Source organism: Magnetococcales bacterium (assembly GCA_015231755.1).
Taxonomy (GTDB): domain Bacteria; phylum Pseudomonadota; class Magnetococcia; order Magnetococcales; family Magnetaquicoccaceae; genus Magnetaquiglobus.
On the sequence record JADGAZ010000006.1, the window covers coordinates 107,001 to 125,568 of the forward strand.

At 59.9% G+C, this 18,568-nt stretch carries 4 protein-coding genes and 21 pseudogenes; all 25 read left to right on the top strand.

What is annotated here, in order from left to right; translation table 11 throughout:
• Positions 1-255: 255 nt before the first annotated feature.
• Positions 256-4,008: pseudogene (locus tag HQL98_05760) on the top strand (hypothetical protein).
• A 243-nt stretch (positions 4,009-4,251) separates the two neighbouring features.
• Positions 4,252-4,383 (top strand): annotated as a pseudogene (locus HQL98_05765) (hypothetical protein).
• A gap of 399 nt (positions 4,384-4,782) precedes the next feature.
• A pseudogene (locus HQL98_05770) lies at positions 4,783-5,145 on the top strand (calcium-binding protein).
• A gap of 93 nt (positions 5,146-5,238) precedes the next feature.
• Positions 5,239-5,583, top strand: a pseudogene (locus HQL98_05775) (type I secretion C-terminal target domain-containing protein).
• Between the two features lie 24 nt (positions 5,584-5,607).
• Positions 5,608-5,718, top strand: a pseudogene (locus tag HQL98_05780) (calcium-binding protein).
• Between the two features lie 24 nt (positions 5,719-5,742).
• Positions 5,743-6,054 (top strand): annotated as a pseudogene (locus HQL98_05785) (hypothetical protein).
• Between the two features lie 225 nt (positions 6,055-6,279).
• Positions 6,280-6,627 (top strand): annotated as a pseudogene (locus tag HQL98_05790) (hypothetical protein).
• Between the two features lie 312 nt (positions 6,628-6,939).
• A pseudogene (locus HQL98_05795) lies at positions 6,940-7,197 on the top strand (type I secretion C-terminal target domain-containing protein).
• Between the two features lie 153 nt (positions 7,198-7,350).
• Positions 7,351-7,749, top strand: a pseudogene (locus HQL98_05800) (calcium-binding protein).
• Positions 7,750-7,755: 6 nt separating this feature from the next.
• Positions 7,756-8,025 (top strand): annotated as a pseudogene (locus tag HQL98_05805) (type I secretion C-terminal target domain-containing protein).
• Between the two features lie 45 nt (positions 8,026-8,070).
• Positions 8,071-8,229 (top strand): annotated as a pseudogene (locus HQL98_05810) (calcium-binding protein).
• 63 nt (positions 8,230-8,292) lie between these two features.
• Positions 8,293-8,508, top strand: a pseudogene (locus HQL98_05815) (calcium-binding protein).
• Between the two features lie 6 nt (positions 8,509-8,514).
• Positions 8,515-8,778 (top strand): annotated as a pseudogene (locus tag HQL98_05820) (type I secretion C-terminal target domain-containing protein).
• Positions 8,770-9,114: pseudogene (locus HQL98_05825) on the top strand (calcium-binding protein). Before HQL98_05820 ends, HQL98_05825 begins: the two co-directional pseudogenes overlap by 9 nt.
• A 213-nt stretch (positions 9,115-9,327) precedes the next feature.
• Positions 9,328-9,780, top strand: a pseudogene (locus HQL98_05830) (type I secretion C-terminal target domain-containing protein).
• A gap of 24 nt (positions 9,781-9,804) precedes the next feature.
• Positions 9,805-10,134: pseudogene (locus tag HQL98_05835) on the top strand (calcium-binding protein).
• Positions 10,135-10,590: 456 nt separating this feature from the next.
• Positions 10,591-10,947 (top strand): annotated as a pseudogene (locus HQL98_05840) (calcium-binding protein).
• Between the two features lie 6 nt (positions 10,948-10,953).
• A pseudogene (locus HQL98_05845) lies at positions 10,954-11,499 on the top strand (type I secretion C-terminal target domain-containing protein).
• Positions 11,500-11,763: 264 nt separating this feature from the next.
• Positions 11,764-12,306, top strand: a pseudogene (locus HQL98_05850) (type I secretion C-terminal target domain-containing protein).
• Positions 12,307-12,324: 18 nt separating this feature from the next.
• Positions 12,325-12,570: pseudogene (locus tag HQL98_05855) on the top strand (hypothetical protein).
• Positions 12,571-12,573: 3 nt separating this feature from the next.
• Positions 12,574-12,840: pseudogene (locus HQL98_05860) on the top strand (type I secretion C-terminal target domain-containing protein).
• A gap of 396 nt (positions 12,841-13,236) precedes the next feature.
• Positions 13,237-13,932: a M10 family metallopeptidase C-terminal domain-containing protein gene (locus HQL98_05865; protein ID MBF0271567.1), complete on the top strand. Its 696-nt coding sequence runs from the start codon at positions 13,237-13,239 to the stop codon at positions 13,930-13,932.
• A 93-nt stretch (positions 13,933-14,025) separates the two neighbouring features.
• Complete coding sequence (locus HQL98_05870; protein MBF0271568.1) at positions 14,026-15,546, top strand: TolC family protein; 1,521 nt, start codon at positions 14,026-14,028, stop codon at positions 15,544-15,546.
• Complete coding sequence (locus tag HQL98_05875; GenBank protein MBF0271569.1) at positions 15,543-17,216, top strand: ATP-binding cassette domain-containing protein; 1,674 nt, start codon at positions 15,543-15,545, stop codon at positions 17,214-17,216. Before HQL98_05870 ends, HQL98_05875 begins: the two co-directional genes overlap by 4 nt.
• Complete coding sequence (locus HQL98_05880; GenBank protein ID MBF0271570.1) at positions 17,213-18,523, top strand: HlyD family type I secretion periplasmic adaptor subunit; 1,311 nt, start codon at positions 17,213-17,215, stop codon at positions 18,521-18,523. The genes HQL98_05875 and HQL98_05880 overlap by 4 nt, the downstream gene beginning before the upstream one ends.
• Positions 18,524-18,568 lie beyond the last annotated feature (45 nt).

The following is an 18,568-nucleotide window of genomic DNA, read 5'->3' on the forward strand; positions in this document are numbered from 1 at the left end:
GGCCAGAAAGAAGGGGAAGGCAAAAAAGACGGCGAGGGCAAGAAGGAAGGCGAGGGCGACGGGAAAAAGGACGGAGAAGGCAAGAAAGAGGGCGAAGGCGACGGCAAAAAGGACGGCGAGCTTCCCAAAGACGGCGAACACAAGGGTGACGCCAAGGTCGGGACTGAAGGGGCCACAAAGGATGGTTCGGGTTTGACGGGTGGAGATCCGCAGCATGCGGGTGATCCGGTGAATCTCGGAGCCGGAGATCCGGGAATGCACCCGGGAGCCGAGTCTCAGAAAACCGGGTCCCAGGGGGCTGAAGCGACTCCTCCCGCGCAGGCTCCCATGTTCACACCGGTGATCAATACGTCTGCGGTGGTTCCCGGAACCACGCTTCCCGTTCCCGGTACGGGAACGACCCTTGGTGGGACCCCTGGGGCGACTTCGGGTGGGACTTCGGGTGGAGGAACGGCGCTGGAAACGATTCAGACTGCAATCAACAACAGTCTGGCGGCGGGCCAGAATGCGGTCCAGTCTCCCACCGGGGTTCAACAGTCCACGCCTCCTGCCACTCCGATCATCCCGGTTGTGACCAATCCACAAACCCAGACCCCAACCCAGACGGGCGAGGCCCGCTCCTTCAAGGTCGCGGACGATTATATCGTGGGTGCGCGGGTCTATATCGATGTCAATAAAGATGGGGTCGCCCAGGAAAATGAATTTGTCGGCACCACGGGTTCGGGTGGAACGATCAGCTTTACCAGCAGCCTGCAAGGCAACATCATCGCCGTCGGCGGGGTGAACGAACAGACCGGCATTTCAAATACCATGGTTCTGCGTGCCGCCAGTGGTTCTTCGATCGTCAATCCGTTGACCACGCTGGTGCAGGAACTGTCGGAGCAGCAACCGCAGGGTTCCGAGCCGACGTTGGCCGAGAATACGGTCAAGACCATGCTGGGTCTGCCCAACAGCGTCAATCTTTCCACTTTCGATCCCCTGTCCACCCCCTCGGACGCCAATGCGGTCACGGTGCAAAAGGCGATTGCCCAGATCGTGACCCTTGCCATCTCCTCCACCTCTTCCGATGCGGCGGTGGATGCCTTGACGACGGCCATTTCCAATTCCACCGGAGCAGATCCCATCGATCTGGCGAGTGAAGCGGTCCTCACCGAGATTTTTCCCACCACCGTGCTGACATCCGCCGTGCTGCCCCAGGTTTTGGTGGCGATCAATACCATCAAGAACGCCACCAGCATGAGTGATCTGTCCGATCACGATCCCACCGGATCGGTGGTGATCAGTGGGAGTGCCACCCAGGGTCAAACCCTGAGCGTGTCCAACACCCTTGAGGATGCCGATGGCTTGGGAACCGTGTCTTATCGGTGGCTGGCCGATGGCGTGGCCATTGCGGGGGAGACAGGCAGCACCCTGAAGTTGACCCAGTCCCAGGTGAACAAGGTGATCACGGCCCAGGCGGTTTACACCGATGCCCGTGGCCAATCCGAAAGCGTCACCAGCGATGGGACCGGTCAGGTCGCCAATGTCAATGATGACCCCACCGGCAAACCGATCATCTCCGGTACGGCCCAGTTGGATCAGACCCTGACGGTCAACACGGCGTCGCTGGCCGACGTGGATGGCCTCGGGAGCTTGCACTATCAATGGTATGCCGGTGATCAGGCCATCTCCGGGGCGACCTCTTCTTCTCTGGTGCTCACCGAAACCACGGTGGGCAAGGTGGTCACCGTGCAGGTGAGCTACACCGACCTCCAGGGTACTTCCGAAAGTCTTACTTCGTCCGGCACCGACGCGGTGGTGGATCCCAACAACCATGCTCCCACCGGAAGCGTCACGATCAGTGGCACACCGGTCGAAGACGGCACCCTGACAGTCGCCAATACCCTGGCGGATTCGGATGGCCTGGGCACCATCACCTATCAATGGATGGCCAATGGCAGCAGCATCCTGGGGGCCACAGGGGACTCCCTGCTTTTGACCCAATCCCACGTGGGAAAAGTGATCACGGTAAAGGCGCTTTATACCGACGAGAACGGCTTTCCCGAAAGCGTCACCAGTGCGGCCACCGGCACTGTGGCCAACATCAACGACGCCCCCACCGGTGAACCGGTGATCGTCGGCACCGCCACCCAGGGTCACACCTTGAGCGTGAACCATGCGGCGATTGCGGACCCGGATGGTCTGGGGGTGTTGAACTATCAGTGGTACGCGGGCGGGGAGGCGGTCTCTGGCGCGACGGGAAGTTCCCTGCTTTTGACCCAGAGTCAGGTGGGGAAGGTGATGACCGTGGAGGTGCGTTACACCGACCTCCAGGGTACCGCGGAGAGTCTGATTTCCGCTGGATCTGCCACGGTCGCCGATGCCAACGACGCGCCCACCGGAAGCGTCGTGATCCTGGGGGCCACCGGTTCCGGCTCTCAATATGCGTCCGCGGTGCATGATTTCAGTTCCCAGTGGTCCACGGGCAGTTGGTCGGCCAGTCAGGTGCTGGGGGCGCCGAACACTTTCGGTTACGGGGACATCTCCACCTCATGGGCGCCTTCTCCGAGCAACGCGGGCATCGAACATGTCACCGTTTTGTTCGATACCCCGGTGCATGCCACCGGAGCCACCATCCGTGAGACCTACGGCAATGGTTTTGTCACCCGGATCGACGCGATGGATCTGGAGGGGGTGCTGCACACCGTGTGGAATGGCGTGGATCCGAGTCAGCCGGGGCAACCGGTGGATTTCCAGGCCAACTGGAGTGCCACCGAGTTTTTGGTGAAAGGACTCAAGGTTTATGTCGATACCGCCCACAACAGTTCAGCCTGGGAGGAGATCGACGCGATCCAGTTGCACAGCGGTGATCGCATCGCCGAAGGCCAGACCCTGAACGCCACCCATACGCTGGCGGATCTGGATGGCATCGATACCTCAACCCTGGCGTATCAATGGCTGGCCAACGGGAATCCGATTGACGGGGCCACGGGAGAGACCTTGCTGCTGTCGGCTGCCGAGGTGGGCAAGGTGATCCAGGTGAAGGTGAGCTATACCGATGGCGCCGGCAACCTGGAGCATGTCACCAGCGATCCCACCAGCATGGTCGCCGATGTCAACGATCCCCCCACCGCCACCGGGATGGATACCGCCGAATCCCTCAACGAAGGCGCGCCGGCTTTCAGCCTGCACGATATCGTGGTCACCGATGCGGATCCCGGTGAGATCATCACCGTCACCTTGACCCTTTCCAACGCTCAGGCCGGTGACTTGAGCACCGCCACTGCCGGAACTTCGACCTCCCACTTCGATGGCACCACCTGGAGCGCCACCGGTTCGGTGGAGGATGTCAATGTGCTGCTTTCCGGGGTGAATTTCATCCCCGATGCCAACTGGGCCCAGGATTTTTCCATCTCCACCATGGTGACGGATGATTTTGTGATCCTCAACGGCACCAAGAGTGTCACGGTCACCCCGGTCAACGACGCCCCGACCGTCGCCAATCTGAACGCGGTGGTGGGCATTACCCCGGAGACTGCGGTTTACGATCTGCCCAACCTGATCATCCAGGATGTGGACAGTTCCCAGGTGACCGCCACCCTGACCCTGCCCCAGGGCGTAGGGGGAACCTTGTCCACGGGAACCTCCAACGGGGTGACTTCGACCTTCAGTGGCTCGATCTGGAGCGCCAGTGGCGCGATAGCGGATGTCAATACCCTGCTGGCCGGGGTGACTTTTACTCCGGGAACGGGACTGACCCAGACCGTTCAGATCGCCGTTTCGGTGAGCGATGGGGTGGCCGAGGCCGTGACCGGCTTTCTGGGGTTGAGAACCATTCTGCAAGGTACCTATGGCAATGACACCCTCACGGCTCCCAACGCCGATGGCTGGGTGATCCAGGGGCTGGATGGCAACGACACCCTCACCGGCGGCGGTGGGGCGGATACCCTGGATGGCGGATCGGGGGATGACCTTCTCGACGGTGCCGCCGGCGCGGATATCCTGAAAGGTGGCAATGGCAACGACCTGTTTGTGATCGGCCCGGCCCCGGGTGGCCCGGAGCTTTCCAAAGCGGACGTGATCCAGGATTTCAGTCCCCAATCGGACCGGATCGGTCTGAACGGCACCTTGACGTACAGCGATCTCTCCCTGACCCAGGGTGACGGGGTCAACGCCGGGGATACCCTCGTGCGTTTGGCCAGCGGTGGGGATATCCTGGCCATTTTGCAAGGAGTCACCGCCACCGATCTCAATGCCCTGCATTTCATTCGCATGACCCAAACCCCTCTGACCGTGATCGGCACCTCGGGTGACGATTTGCTCACCGGCGGCATGGGCAACGACACCTTCGACGGATTCGGGGGCAACGACTCCCTGCACGCCGCTGGTGGGAACGACCTGATCCGGGTGAGCGACAAGAGCGGGGCGTTTCTGGATCACATCAATGGCGGGGGCGGCTTCGATACCCTGTCGGTTCAGTATGCGGGCATGACGGATCTGAACAGTTTCGTTTCCCGCAGTTTCACCAACGGAACCCATCTGTGGACCGATGCCAATGGGGGGGCCATCTCGTTCAAGAACATCGAGGCGGTGCAGGTGGGAGAGCATACCTATCAGATCGGTCAGACCGCTCCGAACAATTCCATGAGTTCCATCGGCTCTTCTGGATACTTCCTGTATTCGACGGAGACCAACCAAGCGATCCTGTATGATGGCGGACTGTCCTACAACGCGTTCAACGCGCCGCTCTTTTTCCCAGGTTCTCCGGTTTCCACCACCATTATCGGCACGTCGGATGATGATCTGATCCGTGGCACCACCGGCGCGGATACGATCACCACCGGGGCAGGGCGGGATTTCGTCAGACCGGGTCCGGGTGCGGATACCGTGCGGCTGGAAGGGGACAACGATGTGTTGTTCCTGGAAGGAACTTCCTGGAACGATACCCTGCTGGATGGCGGCGATGGGGCGGACTGGCTCCACTTCGGTTACAATGGCCAGTATTCGGGCGTCACTTTTTCGTTGGCCGATGCCACGGCGCTGCACTTCGAGAATCTTTTCGGCTCCGAGTCCGGCGATACCCTGACCGGTGATGCCAACGACAATGAAATCCGTGGGGCTGCGGGTTCGGATTACCTGATGGGTGGCGCGGGTAACGATACGTTGTATGGGGATCAAGGTCCCACGTCCGAGTACTGGAACGATTATATCTATTATTACAATCTGACCTACTGGAGCTATGGCGCCTCCGGAGATGACGTGCTCAATGGCGGCAAGGGCTCGGATATCTTGGCCGGCGGCGGTGGGCAGGACACTTTTGTGCTGGATGCCAGCGTGGTGGGTCAGGCCGGTGGCAAATTCGTCATCGATGGCAGCGATACCATCACCGATTTTGATGTCACTCAAGATGTGATCGATCTGGCGGGTGTGCTGACCGGTTTGGGCTATACGGGCACCACGCCCTTTACTGCCGGTTGGCTCAAATTAGAGCAGGTGGACACCAATGCGGTCATCCGGGTGGATGTGAGTGGTCTGGGAACCGATTATTCCACCACTCTGCTCACCTTGAACAACGTCACCACCAGCGATGCATCCAGCAGAATCTTGTTGGGGGTCGCCAACAAGGTGATGAACGGAGATCAGTCCGCCAATACGTTGCAAGGCGGTCTCGGTGACGACACCCTCTCCGGTCTGGGGGGTAACGACACCCTGTCCGGTGATTACGGCAACGATCAACTCCTGGGCGGTGCGGGCAATGATGCCTTGTCCGGCAACACCGGGAATGATTCTCTGTATGGCGGAGATGGATCGGATTCTCTGTATGGCGGATCGGGCAACGATCTGCTGGATGGCGGCTCGGATGGCAGCACGGACTATCTGTCTGGCGGGGAGGGTGACGACCTGTTGATCGGTCAGGGAACCCTCTCGGGAGAAGGGGGCAACGACAGCCTGAGGGGCAGTGGCTGGCTGCATGGCGGCGCAGGCGACGATTTCGTGTTGGGTGGCGATGGCTCCGATACCCTGATTGGCGGGGCCGGTTCGGATACGTTGAACGGTGGATTGGGCAACGATACGTTTGTCATGGATTCGTCGTCGTTGCGCGTCGAGTACGGGTACAATCAGGAATCGGTCTGGAACGAGACCGTCACGGTGGATGGCGTCGACCGCATCGAGGATTTCTCCGCGGGAGATACCCTGGATCTGAGTGGTCTGCTCAGTGCCGTTGGTTATTCCGGCAACAATCCCTTCGGGGATGGTTGGCTGACGGCTGTGCAGGTCGGCACCGATACCGAAATCCGGATGGATCTGACAGGAACCGGCAAGAATTTTTCCTCCACTGTGGTTGTGCTGAGTCATGTCACCCCGCTGGATCTGGTGACTGGCCTGCTGCCCGGTGGGCCAGTGGTCACCGTGGTTTTGCAAGGGGATGCGGCTGCCAACATCCTGAAGGGTGGTGTTGGGGATGATACGATTGCCGGTGCGGGTGGTGATGACCAGATCACGGGTGGCGCCGGCAACGATCTGTTGTCCGGGGATTCCGGCAATGACACGCTGTACGGCAATAACGGCAACGACACCCTGAACGGCGGTTACGGCCAGGATTCCCTGTATGGCGGTGCGGGGAACGATATCCTGGAAGGAGGGGATGTCGGTTATGGCTATAATTACTATTATGGCTATTACAATGGAGACTCCCTGTATGGCGAGGCGGGTGATGACACCCTGACCGGTTATGGTTCTCTTTCCGGTGGAGACGGTCGGGATATCCTGAATGGCTCCGGGTATTTGTCCGGTGGCGCCGGGGATGACACCCTGACCGGAAATGGATCGCTGTATGGTGATGACGGGAACGATATTCTGGTGGCCTCCGATGGGGACGACAGCTTGAACGGTGGAGCCGGTTCGGACACCCTCACCGGCGGTGAGGGGACCGATACCTTTATCCTGGATTGGAACAGCATGGTTTATGACTATGCCCTCTCCAAGTATGTGGTCAGCGGCAGCGACACGATTACCGATTTTACCGTGGGTGACCGGCTGGATGTGACCGGGATCCTGAATCACGCGGGCTACAATGGTTCCAATCCTTTTGCCGACGGGTGGTTGCGGGCCGAGCAGGAGGGCAGCGACTTGGTGATCCTCCTGGACCCCAAGGGAACCGGTCTTGATTTCACGACCAGGCTGGTGACGTTGAAAAACGTGACCGTCCAGGATCTGCTGCTCAACATGTTGCCGGGTGGACCGATCCTCAACATGAATCTGACCGGGGACGCGGGTGCCAATACCCTGACCAGCGGCAGCGGCAGTGATACCCTGGCGGGCCTGTCGGGGGATGACAACCTGACGGCCGGGTCCGGTGACGATACCCTCATCGGGGGATCGGGCAATGACACGCTGCATGGCGATGCGGGCAATGATCAACTGTCGGGTGGATATGGTTCGGATTATCTGTATGGCGGTGCGGGCAACGATACCCTGGATGGTGGCGGATTTGGATACAATTCCTATTATGGTTATGGGGATCAACTGTATGGGGAAGATGGGGACGATACCCTGACCGGTTACGGTACGTTGTCGGGGGGGGCGGGCAATGACACTCTGAACGGCATTGGCACCTTGTATGGTGGAGACGGCAACGACACCCTGACCGGCAATGGTTCCCTGTACGGAGAAGCCGGTGATGATACCCTGATCGCCAGCGGCGGGGATGATACCCTCAACGGCGGAGCCGGTTCCGACACCCTGACCGGTGGTGATGGTTCGGATACCTTCGTGATGGATTGGGGGACGGCTACTTATGATTACACGTTGTCCAAATACGTGGTCAGCGGGAGTGATACCATTACCGATTTCACCCTGGGCGACCGGTTGAATCTGTCGGGTGTGTTGAATCAGTTGGGTTATTACGGTTCCAATCCCTTTGGAGAAGGATGGTTGCGGACCGAGCAATCGGGCAGCGATCTGTTGATCCGTCTGGACTCCACCGGAGCCGGCACCGATTATTCCGTTATCCTGGTCACCCTGAAAGGGGTCACCCAGTCCGATCTGGCGGGAGCCTTGTTGCCGGCGGGTCCGGTGATCGATCTGACGTTGACCGGGGATCGGGGCAGCAACAGCCTGACGGGTGACGCGGGCAACGATATCCTGACCGGTCTGGGGGGGAATGATACCCTGACCGGCAACGCGGGCAACGATACCCTTCTGGGCGGATTCGGCACCGATTACCTGTATGGCGGTGCGGGGGATGACACCCTGGATGGTGGCTCCGAGAATGCCGGGGATATCCTGTATGGGGAAGCCGGCAACGACACCATGACGGGTCATGGGTATCTGTATGGTGGCGCGGGCAATGACACCTTAAGTGGCAGTGGCACCCTGTATGGCGAAGCGGGCCAGGATATTCTGAACGGCAGCGGTCAGTTGTACGGTGGAGCCGGCAACGATACCCTGACGGGCAGCGGTGGGGATGATCAACTGAGCGGTGAGGGCGGTTCGGACACGCTGACCGGTGGTGGGGGATCGGATGTCTTTTATATGGACGGGTCTTCCTTCACCTATGATTACACCCTGGGCAAATATGTGGTGGACGGCAGCGATACCATCACCGACTTTGCCATCGGGGACAAACTGGATCTGTCTGGTGCGTTGAGCCGTTTGGGTTATTACGGCAGCAGTCCCTTTGCGGACGGATGGGTCAAGGCCGAACAGGTGGGGAGCGATCTGGTGATCCGCGTGGATCCGACCGGATCGGGCACCAATTACAGCGTCACCCTGGTCACGTTGAACAACATGACCTCGGATGCGCTGGTGGGCGGTGTCGTGCCGGGTGGCCCGGTGACCAGTCAGGTGCTCAACGGTGATTGGCAGGGCAATATCCTGACCGGCGACAACGGCAACGACACGCTGAACGGATTTGGCGGGAACGATACCCTCACGGGCGGAGGCGGCGCGGATACCCTGAATGGCGGCGGTGGCAACGACACCCTGTACGGGAACGCCGGCAACGACACCCTGAATGGGGGGTATGGCTCGGATTATGTGTACGGTGGAGCGGGTGACGATACCATCGTCGGCGGTGGCGGGAACAATGCGGATGTCCTGTATGGCGAGGCCGGCAACGATACGATCGGTGGTCAAGGCAGTCTGTACGGTGGCGACGGAGACGATCATCTCACCGGCAACGGAGTGCTGTATGGCGAGGGCGGCAACGACACCTTGACCGGAAGCGGATCCCTGTCCGGCGGTGTCGGCAACGATACCCTGACGGCCTTTGGAGGAGATGACTCCCTGAATGGCGAGGGCGGCTCGGACACCCTGACCGGTGGAGACGGTGCCGACTCGTTCACCATGGATTGGTACAGCATCACCTATGATTATACGCTGGGCAAATATGTGGTGGATGGCAGCGACATCATCACCGATTTCGGGGTGGGGGATTCCCTCAATCTGTCCGGTGCGTTGAGTCGGGTGGGGTATTACAGCTCCAATCCCTTCGGGGCCGGGTGGCTCAAGGCGGAACAGGTGGGGAGTGACACCCAGATCCTCATCGACATGACGGGACAAGGGACCAACTATTCGGGTCTGCTGGTCACGTTGCAGAATGTGGCGGCCACCAATTTGCTCACGGGTTCGATGTCCGGTGGCATTTTGAAATACGTTGCCGGAGACGGCTCCGAACTGGGCACCACGGTAACCGGCACCACGGGCAACGATACCTTGCACGGCTGGGCCGGCAACGACACGCTGTCGGGTGGCAACGGGGATGATACCCTTTATGGGGATTCCGGCAACGATACCCTGAACGGCGAAGCGGGTCAGGATACTGTGTCGGGGGGATACGGCTCGGATACCCTGTATGGCGGCGCGGACAACGACACCTTGAACGGTGGCGATGATGGCAGCACCGACTATCTGTATGGTGAAGCGGGTGATGACGCGTTGACCGGTCATGGGTATCTGTACGGTGGCATCGGCAACGATACCCTGATCGGCCATGGTCAGTTGTCCGGTGATGCGGGCAATGACCATTTGACCGGATCCGGCACCCTCACCGGTGGAGACGGGGACGACACCCTGACGGGTGCGGATGGGGACGACAGCCTGACGGGTGGTGCCGGTGCGGACACCCTCACCGGTGGCGCGGGAACCGATACCTTCACGCTGGATTGGTATTCGGTCACTTATAACAGTACCTCGTCCAGTTATGTCGTGGATGGCAGCGACGTGATCACCGATTTTTCCATCGACGACAAACTCGATTTGAGCGGCGCGTTGAATCATATCGGTTGTTACAGCGCCAATCCCTTCGTGGATGGCTGGTTGCAGGCCGATCTGGTGGGAACCGATCTGATCATCCGTGTGGATTTGAACGGGGGCGGGGATTCCTACTCCGCCACGCTGGTCACCTTGAACAACATCTCGTCCCTGACGGCATTGGGAAGCATTCTGCCTGGCGGTCCGGTGATCGATCGGGTGCTGGATGGCACCGGTGGGAACGATACTCTGACCGGGGGCAGTGGCAGCGATACCATCACCGGTTTCGGGGGCAATGACACCCTCACCGGCAATGAAGGCAATGACACCCTGTCCGCTGGTTCCGGCAACGATACGGTGTATGGCAACGGGGGCAATGACACCCTCACGGGTGGATATGGCGTGGATACCCTGTATGGTGGCGCGGGCAACGACACCCTGGATGGGGGGAATGACATCAGCAACGATACCCTCTATGGCGAGGCCGGGGACGATACCCTGACTGGCAACGGTTATCTGTATGGTGGCGATGGCAACGACAGTCTGACTGGCACGGGCCACCTCTACGGAGATGCCGGCAACGATACCTTGACCGGCAGCGGTACCCTTTCGGGTGGCGCGGGTACCGATACCCTGGTGGGCGGGGGTGGCGATGATACCCTAAGCGGGGATGCGGGCTCGGATACCCTGACGGGTGGAGGGGGAGCCGATACCTTTGTCATGGATTGGTATAGCATGCAGTATAATTATACCTTGTCCAGATATGTGGTGGATGCGGATGTGATCACCGACTTTTCCCTTGGGGACAAGCTCGATCTGTCGGGTATCATCTACAATCTTGGTTATTACGGCAACACCCCCTTTGAGGATGGCTGGTTGCAGGCCGAACAGGTGGGCAACGATCTGCTGATTCGGTTGGATCCCAACGGGGGGGGAGACGGTTATACGGATCTTTTGGTCACCTTGCAGAATGTCTCCTCGGTGGATGTGTTGGACGGCGTGTTGCCGGGAGGCCCGTCGGTTGACCGGATCCTCACCGGGGACGGCAAGAACAACACCCTGGTGGGTGGCAGCGGCAAGGATATTCTGTCGGGTCTGGGAGGAAACGATGACCTGACGGGCAATAACGGGGATGACACCCTTTCCGGTGGGGCCGGCAACGATACGTTGCGCGGCAATGGCGGCAATGACACCCTTTCCGGCGGATACGGCACCGATTATCTGTACGGCGGCGATGGAAACGACACCCTTGCCGGCGGAAGCGATGGCAATTGGGAATATCTGTATGGCGAGGCGGGGAACGATAGCCTGGAAGGTTATGGCAACCTCAGTGGTGGCAATGGAAACGATACCCTGCAAGGCAGCGGCTACCTGTACGGGGATGACGGTGATGATACCCTGACCGGCAGCGGGACTCTGGCTGGCGGTTATGGCTCCGACACGCTGGTGGGATCGGATGGGGATGATTCCCTGAACGGTGGTCAGGGTTCGGATACCTTGACCGGTGGCGCTGGAAAAGACACGTTCACCATGGACTGGTCGGCGTTGCAGTATGATTACACCCTGGCCCGGTATGTGGTGGACAGCGATGTCATCACCGACTTCGCCGCCGAGGATCGACTTGATCTGTCGGGCGTGTTGTCGAATTTCGGTTATTACGGCACCACGCCTTTCGGGGATGGTTGGCTCAAGGCCGAACAGGTGGGCAACGATCTGGTCATTCGGCTGGATGCCAACGGCGGTGGCGACAACTTTGCCGACACCGTGGTGACCCTGCTCAATGCCACACCGCTCACGATCCTGGCCAGCATTCTGCCGGGTGGACCGGTGGTGAATCAGACCCTGACCGGCGACGCCGGCAACAACACCTTGGTGGGTGGCAGTGGCAATGACACCCTTTCCGGACTGGGTGGCAATGATGACCTGACGGGCAACGACGGGGACGACACCCTGACGGGAGGAGGGGGCAACGATACGCTCCGGGGGAATGGGGGGGCGGATACCCTGTCCGGTGGATTCGGTTCGGATTCGTTGTATGGCGGCCTGGGCAACGATACCTTGAGCGGCGGTACCGATGGCAGTTGGGATGCGATGTATGGGGAGGACGGGGATGACACCGTAATCGGCCTGGGTTATCTGTATGCCGGCGCGGGCAACGATACCTTGCAAGGCGGCGGTTATCTGTACGGCGAAAACGGCAATGACACCCTCAGTGGCCGAGGCTATCTGAACGGAGGGGATGGGAACGATGTTCTGATCGGCTCCGATGGGGAAGATTCCCTGCGAGGAGATCGGGGGTCGGATACCCTGACCGGTGGCGCGGGAGCGGATCTGTTCGTCATGGATGGTTCCCTGCTGCTGTACGATTATACCCTTTCCCGTTATGTTGTCGACGGCAGCGACACCATCACCGACTTCACCGCCGAAGACCGGCTCGATCTGTCGGGAGTGTTGCAGAATTATGGGTATTACGGTTCCAATCCCTTCGGAGAAGGGTGGCTCAAGGCCGAACAGGTGGGGACGGATCTGGTGATCCGTCTGGATTACAACGGGGGTGGGGACCATTATGCGGATACCCTGGTCACGTTGCAGAATGTCAGCCTGGATGTTCTGGCCACCAGCATCCTGCCGGGCAGTGTGCAGGTGAACTACAGCCAGACCTCCGCCAGCGATCATTTCGTGGGCAACGGATTGGATACCCATTATTTCTGGGATCAGAACAGCACCTTTGCCGGCAATGACTCCATTCAGGATTCCGGGGGGCATGACGCGTTGCAGTTCGGGAATCTGCACGATGTGGCCATGCGCATCGGAACCTCCACCACCGCCGGTTCCGACAATCTGCTGGTGCAAATCGATACCGGCATCCTGCCTGCCGGGGGGGGAACGGCTTCGTTGACCTTTGCCGCGCCGGAGAGTCAGATCGATCTGGCTCGCAGCATCGAGGAGATTCAGGCCACGGATGGGGCGCTCAACAGTTCGGGCAGTTCATCGTCGGTGAAAATGTACGATGTGGCTCCAGGTACCGGTCCCGCCGGGATCACGGCGGATCATCCGGCTTATGTGGTGGTGGGTGACGCGGGCAACGATCGTTTGGATGTGAGCGGGTTGCATGATGCCCAATATACCCTGGTGTTGGGACGCGCCGGCAACGATACCCTGGTGGGATCGGCGGGTCAGGATACCCTGGTGGGGGGCGTTGGCGATGACCTGCTCCAAGGCGGCGAGGGCCAGGATACCTTGACCGGTGGCGCGGGTGCGGATGTGTTCCATTACGGCAGCGTCGCCGAGGGTTCCGGATCGTTTTCGTTGGTGGATCAGATCACCGACTTCACGCCGGGACAAGACAAGATCCGCTTGATGGACAGTGGGTTCGGATCGATTCAGTCCCAGGCTGGTGGCAAGTTGACCGAAGGGGTCAATTATGTGGAGATCGCCTATTCGGCGGCCTCTGTGAACGACCTGCAAACCGCCATGCAGAATGGGGTGTTGGATGGACTGGCCAAGAGTGCCGGCGTGGCTGGGGGGACGGATTATCTGGCTTTTCTGACTTTTACCGACAACGATGGGGGAACGGACAGTGGGCAATGTCTATTGTATGACGCCGATGCCAATGCCGCCGGGGGTGTGACGGTACTGGCCGAGTTGCCCCATGTGACGGCGACGCAATTCTCCCATACGGATGTGACGTTTGGTTGACGGGGGGTCGGTTTTTCGGTACAAACTTTGCAAAGTACTTTATAAAGGGTATTTTGCTTTACTGGCCATGACCAGCAAGAAGGAGTTGTCTCCATGAAGGTAGGACGTTCGTGTTGTGTGGCCCTGTTGGCGGTGGCCGCATTCCTGACCCCGGATTCAAGTGTGCGCGCCGAGACGTTGCGCGAGGCGGTGGATGGAATTTTGCAACGCCATGATCGCATTCTGGCCGCCAGGGCCGATGTCTCCGCCAGCGACGAGCGGGTTTCGGAGCGGTTCAAGACCAGTTTCTTGCCCACGTTGAGCCTCACCGGCCACTATGGCCATGAGCGTCGCATGCAGAAGAGTCCCGGAACCAACACCGACATGGAGTCCAGGGAGTTGGATGTGCGGTTGACCCAACTGCTGTGGGACTTTGGCAAGGCCAACGCGGCGGTGGATGTGGCCCGGTTGCAAAAAGACCAGACTGTGGCCGCCTTGGATACCGCTCAACAGAATCTGATTCTCGACGCGGCCACGGCCTACTATCAATTGCGGCGCACCAACAATGTGCTGCGGTTCGCGCGCCAATCCGTGGAGAATATCAAGCGCCAGGGCGAAGTCGAGGATGTGCGTGTCGCCTTGGGTCGTGGTTACTCCACCGACGTGTTGCAGGTCAAGACCCAGTTGGCCGGGGCGCGGGCGCGGGAGGTGCAGGCCACCGGAGCCGTGGCCCAGTCCGAAGAGCGTGTACGCACGGTCTTTTTGCGAGAGGCGGTTGAAATCCTCAAGTTGACCCCTCCGGACGAATCCTTCCTCAATAATCTCCCCAAGAGTGTGGATGACTCCGTGGCCGTTGGAGTCAAGAAGAATCCCCAGTTGAATCAATTGCGTCTTCTTGCCGACATGCTGGTTTCCCAGAAGCGGGCCGTGGAACGCAACAATTTCTTTCCCACCATCAACGGTATTGTGGAGCGCAAGTTCAAGGACAAGGTCCAGGGTGTGGACGAGTTCGAGGACGAAACCTTTGGCAAGGTGGAGATGAACTATCCCCTCAACCTGGGCATGGCCTCCTTGAACAGCGTTTCGGCGGCAGGACAGGATCTGGAAGCGGCCCAGCGTCGTTATGACGATACCCGTCGTCTGATCGAGGAGCAGGCCCGGGTGGCTTGGCACAACCTCAACACCGCCCGCGCCAATGCCGAGTTGCTCAACAGTCAAGCCAACATTGCCCAGAAGTTCTTAGAGTTGGCCCGGGAAGAGCGCAAGATGGACAAGCGTACCCTGCTGGACATCCTCAACGGTGAAACCGCTCTGATCAATGCCCGTTCGGATGCGGCCTCGGCGGATACCGACGTGATCATCGCCGGTTTCACCTTGTTGCAGGCCATGGGTTCTTTGGAGCCTGGGGTTTTGGAAAGCGGCAAGGGTGCCCCGGCCAAAAATGATGCCAATGCCATGCCTTCTTCACCGGTTGGCGGCGCGGTGAACAAACCGGCTCCGGCTCCTGCCAAACCCCAGGAGGCGGCCAAGAAACCCGCTGACAAGGAATCGGACAAGAAATCGGCTGCCACCCCGGACAAGAAATCCGGCAAGGCCGACGCCAAGAAACCGGCAGTGCAAAAACCGACTCCATGACGGTTCTGCTCAAGCAACTGTTTTCCCGCCCTCTGTTCGCGGTTGAGCTTCTGGCGGTCTCCCTGTGCATTCATCTGCTGGGGTTGGCCTCTTCGGTCTACGTGATCCAGGTGCTCAACCGCTATGTCTCCCACGGACTCGATTCCACACTGGTCACCCTGACGAGCGGGGTGATTCTTTCGGTGGTGATGGAGTTCGGTTTTCGTCAGGTCCGCACGAAACTCGCTCAGGGCGTGACGGTGCGTCCGGATTATCAACTGGGCGTCCGTCTCTTCGAGCGGGTTGTCACCACCCGCGCCGGCAGCATTGATCGTCTTGGACCCGCTTCCCAGCGGGAGGTGGTGGCCAGTCCGGGCGTGGTGGGGCGCATCCATGGCCCGGCCAATCTGGTGGCGTTGATCGATGTCCCCTTTGCCCTGGTGTTTGTCAGCGTGCTGTTCATGGTGCAACCCCCGCTGGGTTTGGTGGCCTGCGGCTTTTTGACATTGGCTTTTCTGGTGTCGATTCTGGGTCATCCCTTTTTGCGCGGACTGCTCAAGGAGCACTCCGTGGCCAGCGCCGAAGTGGGTGCCTTGGGGGGATCCTCCATGCGGGCCGCGGACGCGGTGCGGGCCTTCAATGCCGCCGGTTTTCTGCTGCGTCGTTTTCGGGATCGTCATGCCGGCGCGATTCAGCTTCAGCGCCGGATCGAGGCCAGACGGGAGTTGATCCAGACCGCGGCCCAGTCCCTCGGCGCCTTGATGAGCGTGTTCGTGATCGCCGAAGGGGCCAGACTGGTGGTCGCCGGACAAATGGATGTGGGCTTGCTGGTGGGCTCGAATATTCTGGCTTCACGGGCCATGGCCCCGATTCTGCGATTCGCGCAACTGGGCGCCGCCCTGACCGAGGCCCGGCGTGCCATGGAGACCTTGGGGAGTTTTTCCCGTCTGCCACTGGAACGGGCCGGCGGCGCTTTGGTGAAGAATTATACCGGTCGTCTGGAACTCAAGGAGATCGCCTTCGCCCACGACGACGGCTCGGATCCCTTGTTTGAATCCCTGACGCTGACCCTGCCTCCCGGCTCTTCGCTGGTGGTTTCCGGCGCCAACGGTACGGGCAAGACCACCCTGGCCCGGATCCTGTTGGGCTTGCTGGAACCGACCCGGGGACAGATCCTGGTGGATGGAGTCAATCTGGATCAGCTTTCCCTCGCCTGGTGGCGGCGACAGGTGGTGTATCTGCCCCAGGAGCCGGAATTCATCGAAGGAACCATTCGTGACAATCTCACCTCCCTGGATCCGGAGTGGAGCGAGGAGGGCATGAACGTGGCCATCGCCGAAGCGGGCCTGGCCAAATTCCTCCACGACAGCCCCAAGGGATTGGATACCCCGTTGATCAACGGTGGCACCCATCTGGCCGTGGGCATCCGCAAACGGTTGGCCCTGGCCCGGGCGTTGGGTGGCGAGTCCCGGTTGGCGGTTTTCGACGAGCCGCTGGAAGGCATGGATCTGCCGGGACGGGAGGCGGTCACCACGGTACTGAGCCGCATGGCCCGCATGGGTCGGAGCGTGATCGTTTTTTCTCACGATGCCACCTTGATCCGGGGGGCGGATCTGATTTTGAACCTCGACAAGAAACCGGTTCCCGAACTGCGCGTCAAGGCGCCCCGCCCGCCGGAGAACACGCCGTGAGCCGGTCAGCGGAGAGCACCGTCAAGGCCGACGACATCGACGATGGGGTGGGATGGACCCATCATCTGGTGGTATTGCTTTTTATTGGTTTGGTGGCCTCCTTGATGGTCTGGGGGGCATGGGGGCTGCTTGATGTGGTGAGCTTTGCCCAGGGTGAGGTGATCCCCTCCACCCAGATCAAACAGGTGCAGCACCTGGAAGGGGGGGTGATTCGGCGCATTCTGGTCAAGGAGGGGGAGTCGGTACGCAAGGGACAACCCCTGGTGGAGTTGGAAAGCGTGGCCAGCGATGCCGATGTGGGGGAGTTGTCGGCCCGTCTGGCCTCTTTGGAGGTGGATAACGCCCGCTTGCAAGCCGAGATCGTTAGTGCCAACACCCCGAATTTTCCGGCGGATCTGAAGAAAAATCATCCGGATCTGGTCAAGCGTGCCGAAGAGTTGTTCGCCAGCAACCGTCATCGTCGCGAAGAGAAGCTCGCGGGCTTGCGGGAGAGTCTGGTGGGCCATCGACAGGCGGTGCAGGAGATTCAGACTCGCATCAAGAATAACAAAAAACGCCTCTCCCTGGTGGAAGAGCAGGTTTCCATCAGCGGCAAATTGCTGGAAAAAGACATCACCAACCGTTACTCCCATCTGGATTTGCTCAAAGAGACCCACCAGATCAAAAGCGCCATCGAAGAGGATGGCATGGCCCAGTTGCGCGCCGAGGCTTCCGCCAAGGAGGCCCAGGCCAATCTGGCGGCGGTGGGGCATGAGTTCGAGGAGGCCGCACGGGAAAAATTGGCGGAAAATCGTCGCCAGATGACGGAACTGACGGTGCGTTTGCAAAAATTCCAGAACAATTTGTCCCGGACCGTGTTGACCGCTCCGGTGGATGGTGTGGTCAAGACCCTTTATCTGGTGACCGAAGGCGGGGTGATTCCCCCTGGTGGCACGGCCATGGATCTGGTGCCTGGTGAGGACCGGTTGGTGGTGGAGGCCAAATTGCCGATTCAGGATATCGGTTATGTGAGCGTGGGACAGCCTGCGTTTGTCACCCTGACCTCCTCGGATGCCTCACGCTTCGGCAAGTTGTCCGGCACCGTGGTGCAGATCAGCCCGGACGCCTTGGCCACCAAGGAGGGCGTTCCTTATTACAAGGTGCGGGTGGAGACCGAGCATGCCTATTTTCAGAAAGGGAAAATGAACTATCGGCTGTTTCCGGGCATGGTGGTGCGCTGCGCCATTCATACCGGTCAGCGGTCGGTGTTGGACTACCTGTTTTATCCCTTCATCAATTTCATGGATGCGGCGTTGACAGAGCGGTGAGTTTCCCGGCCTGATTGCTGGTCTCGGATGGCGGACGACCGATGG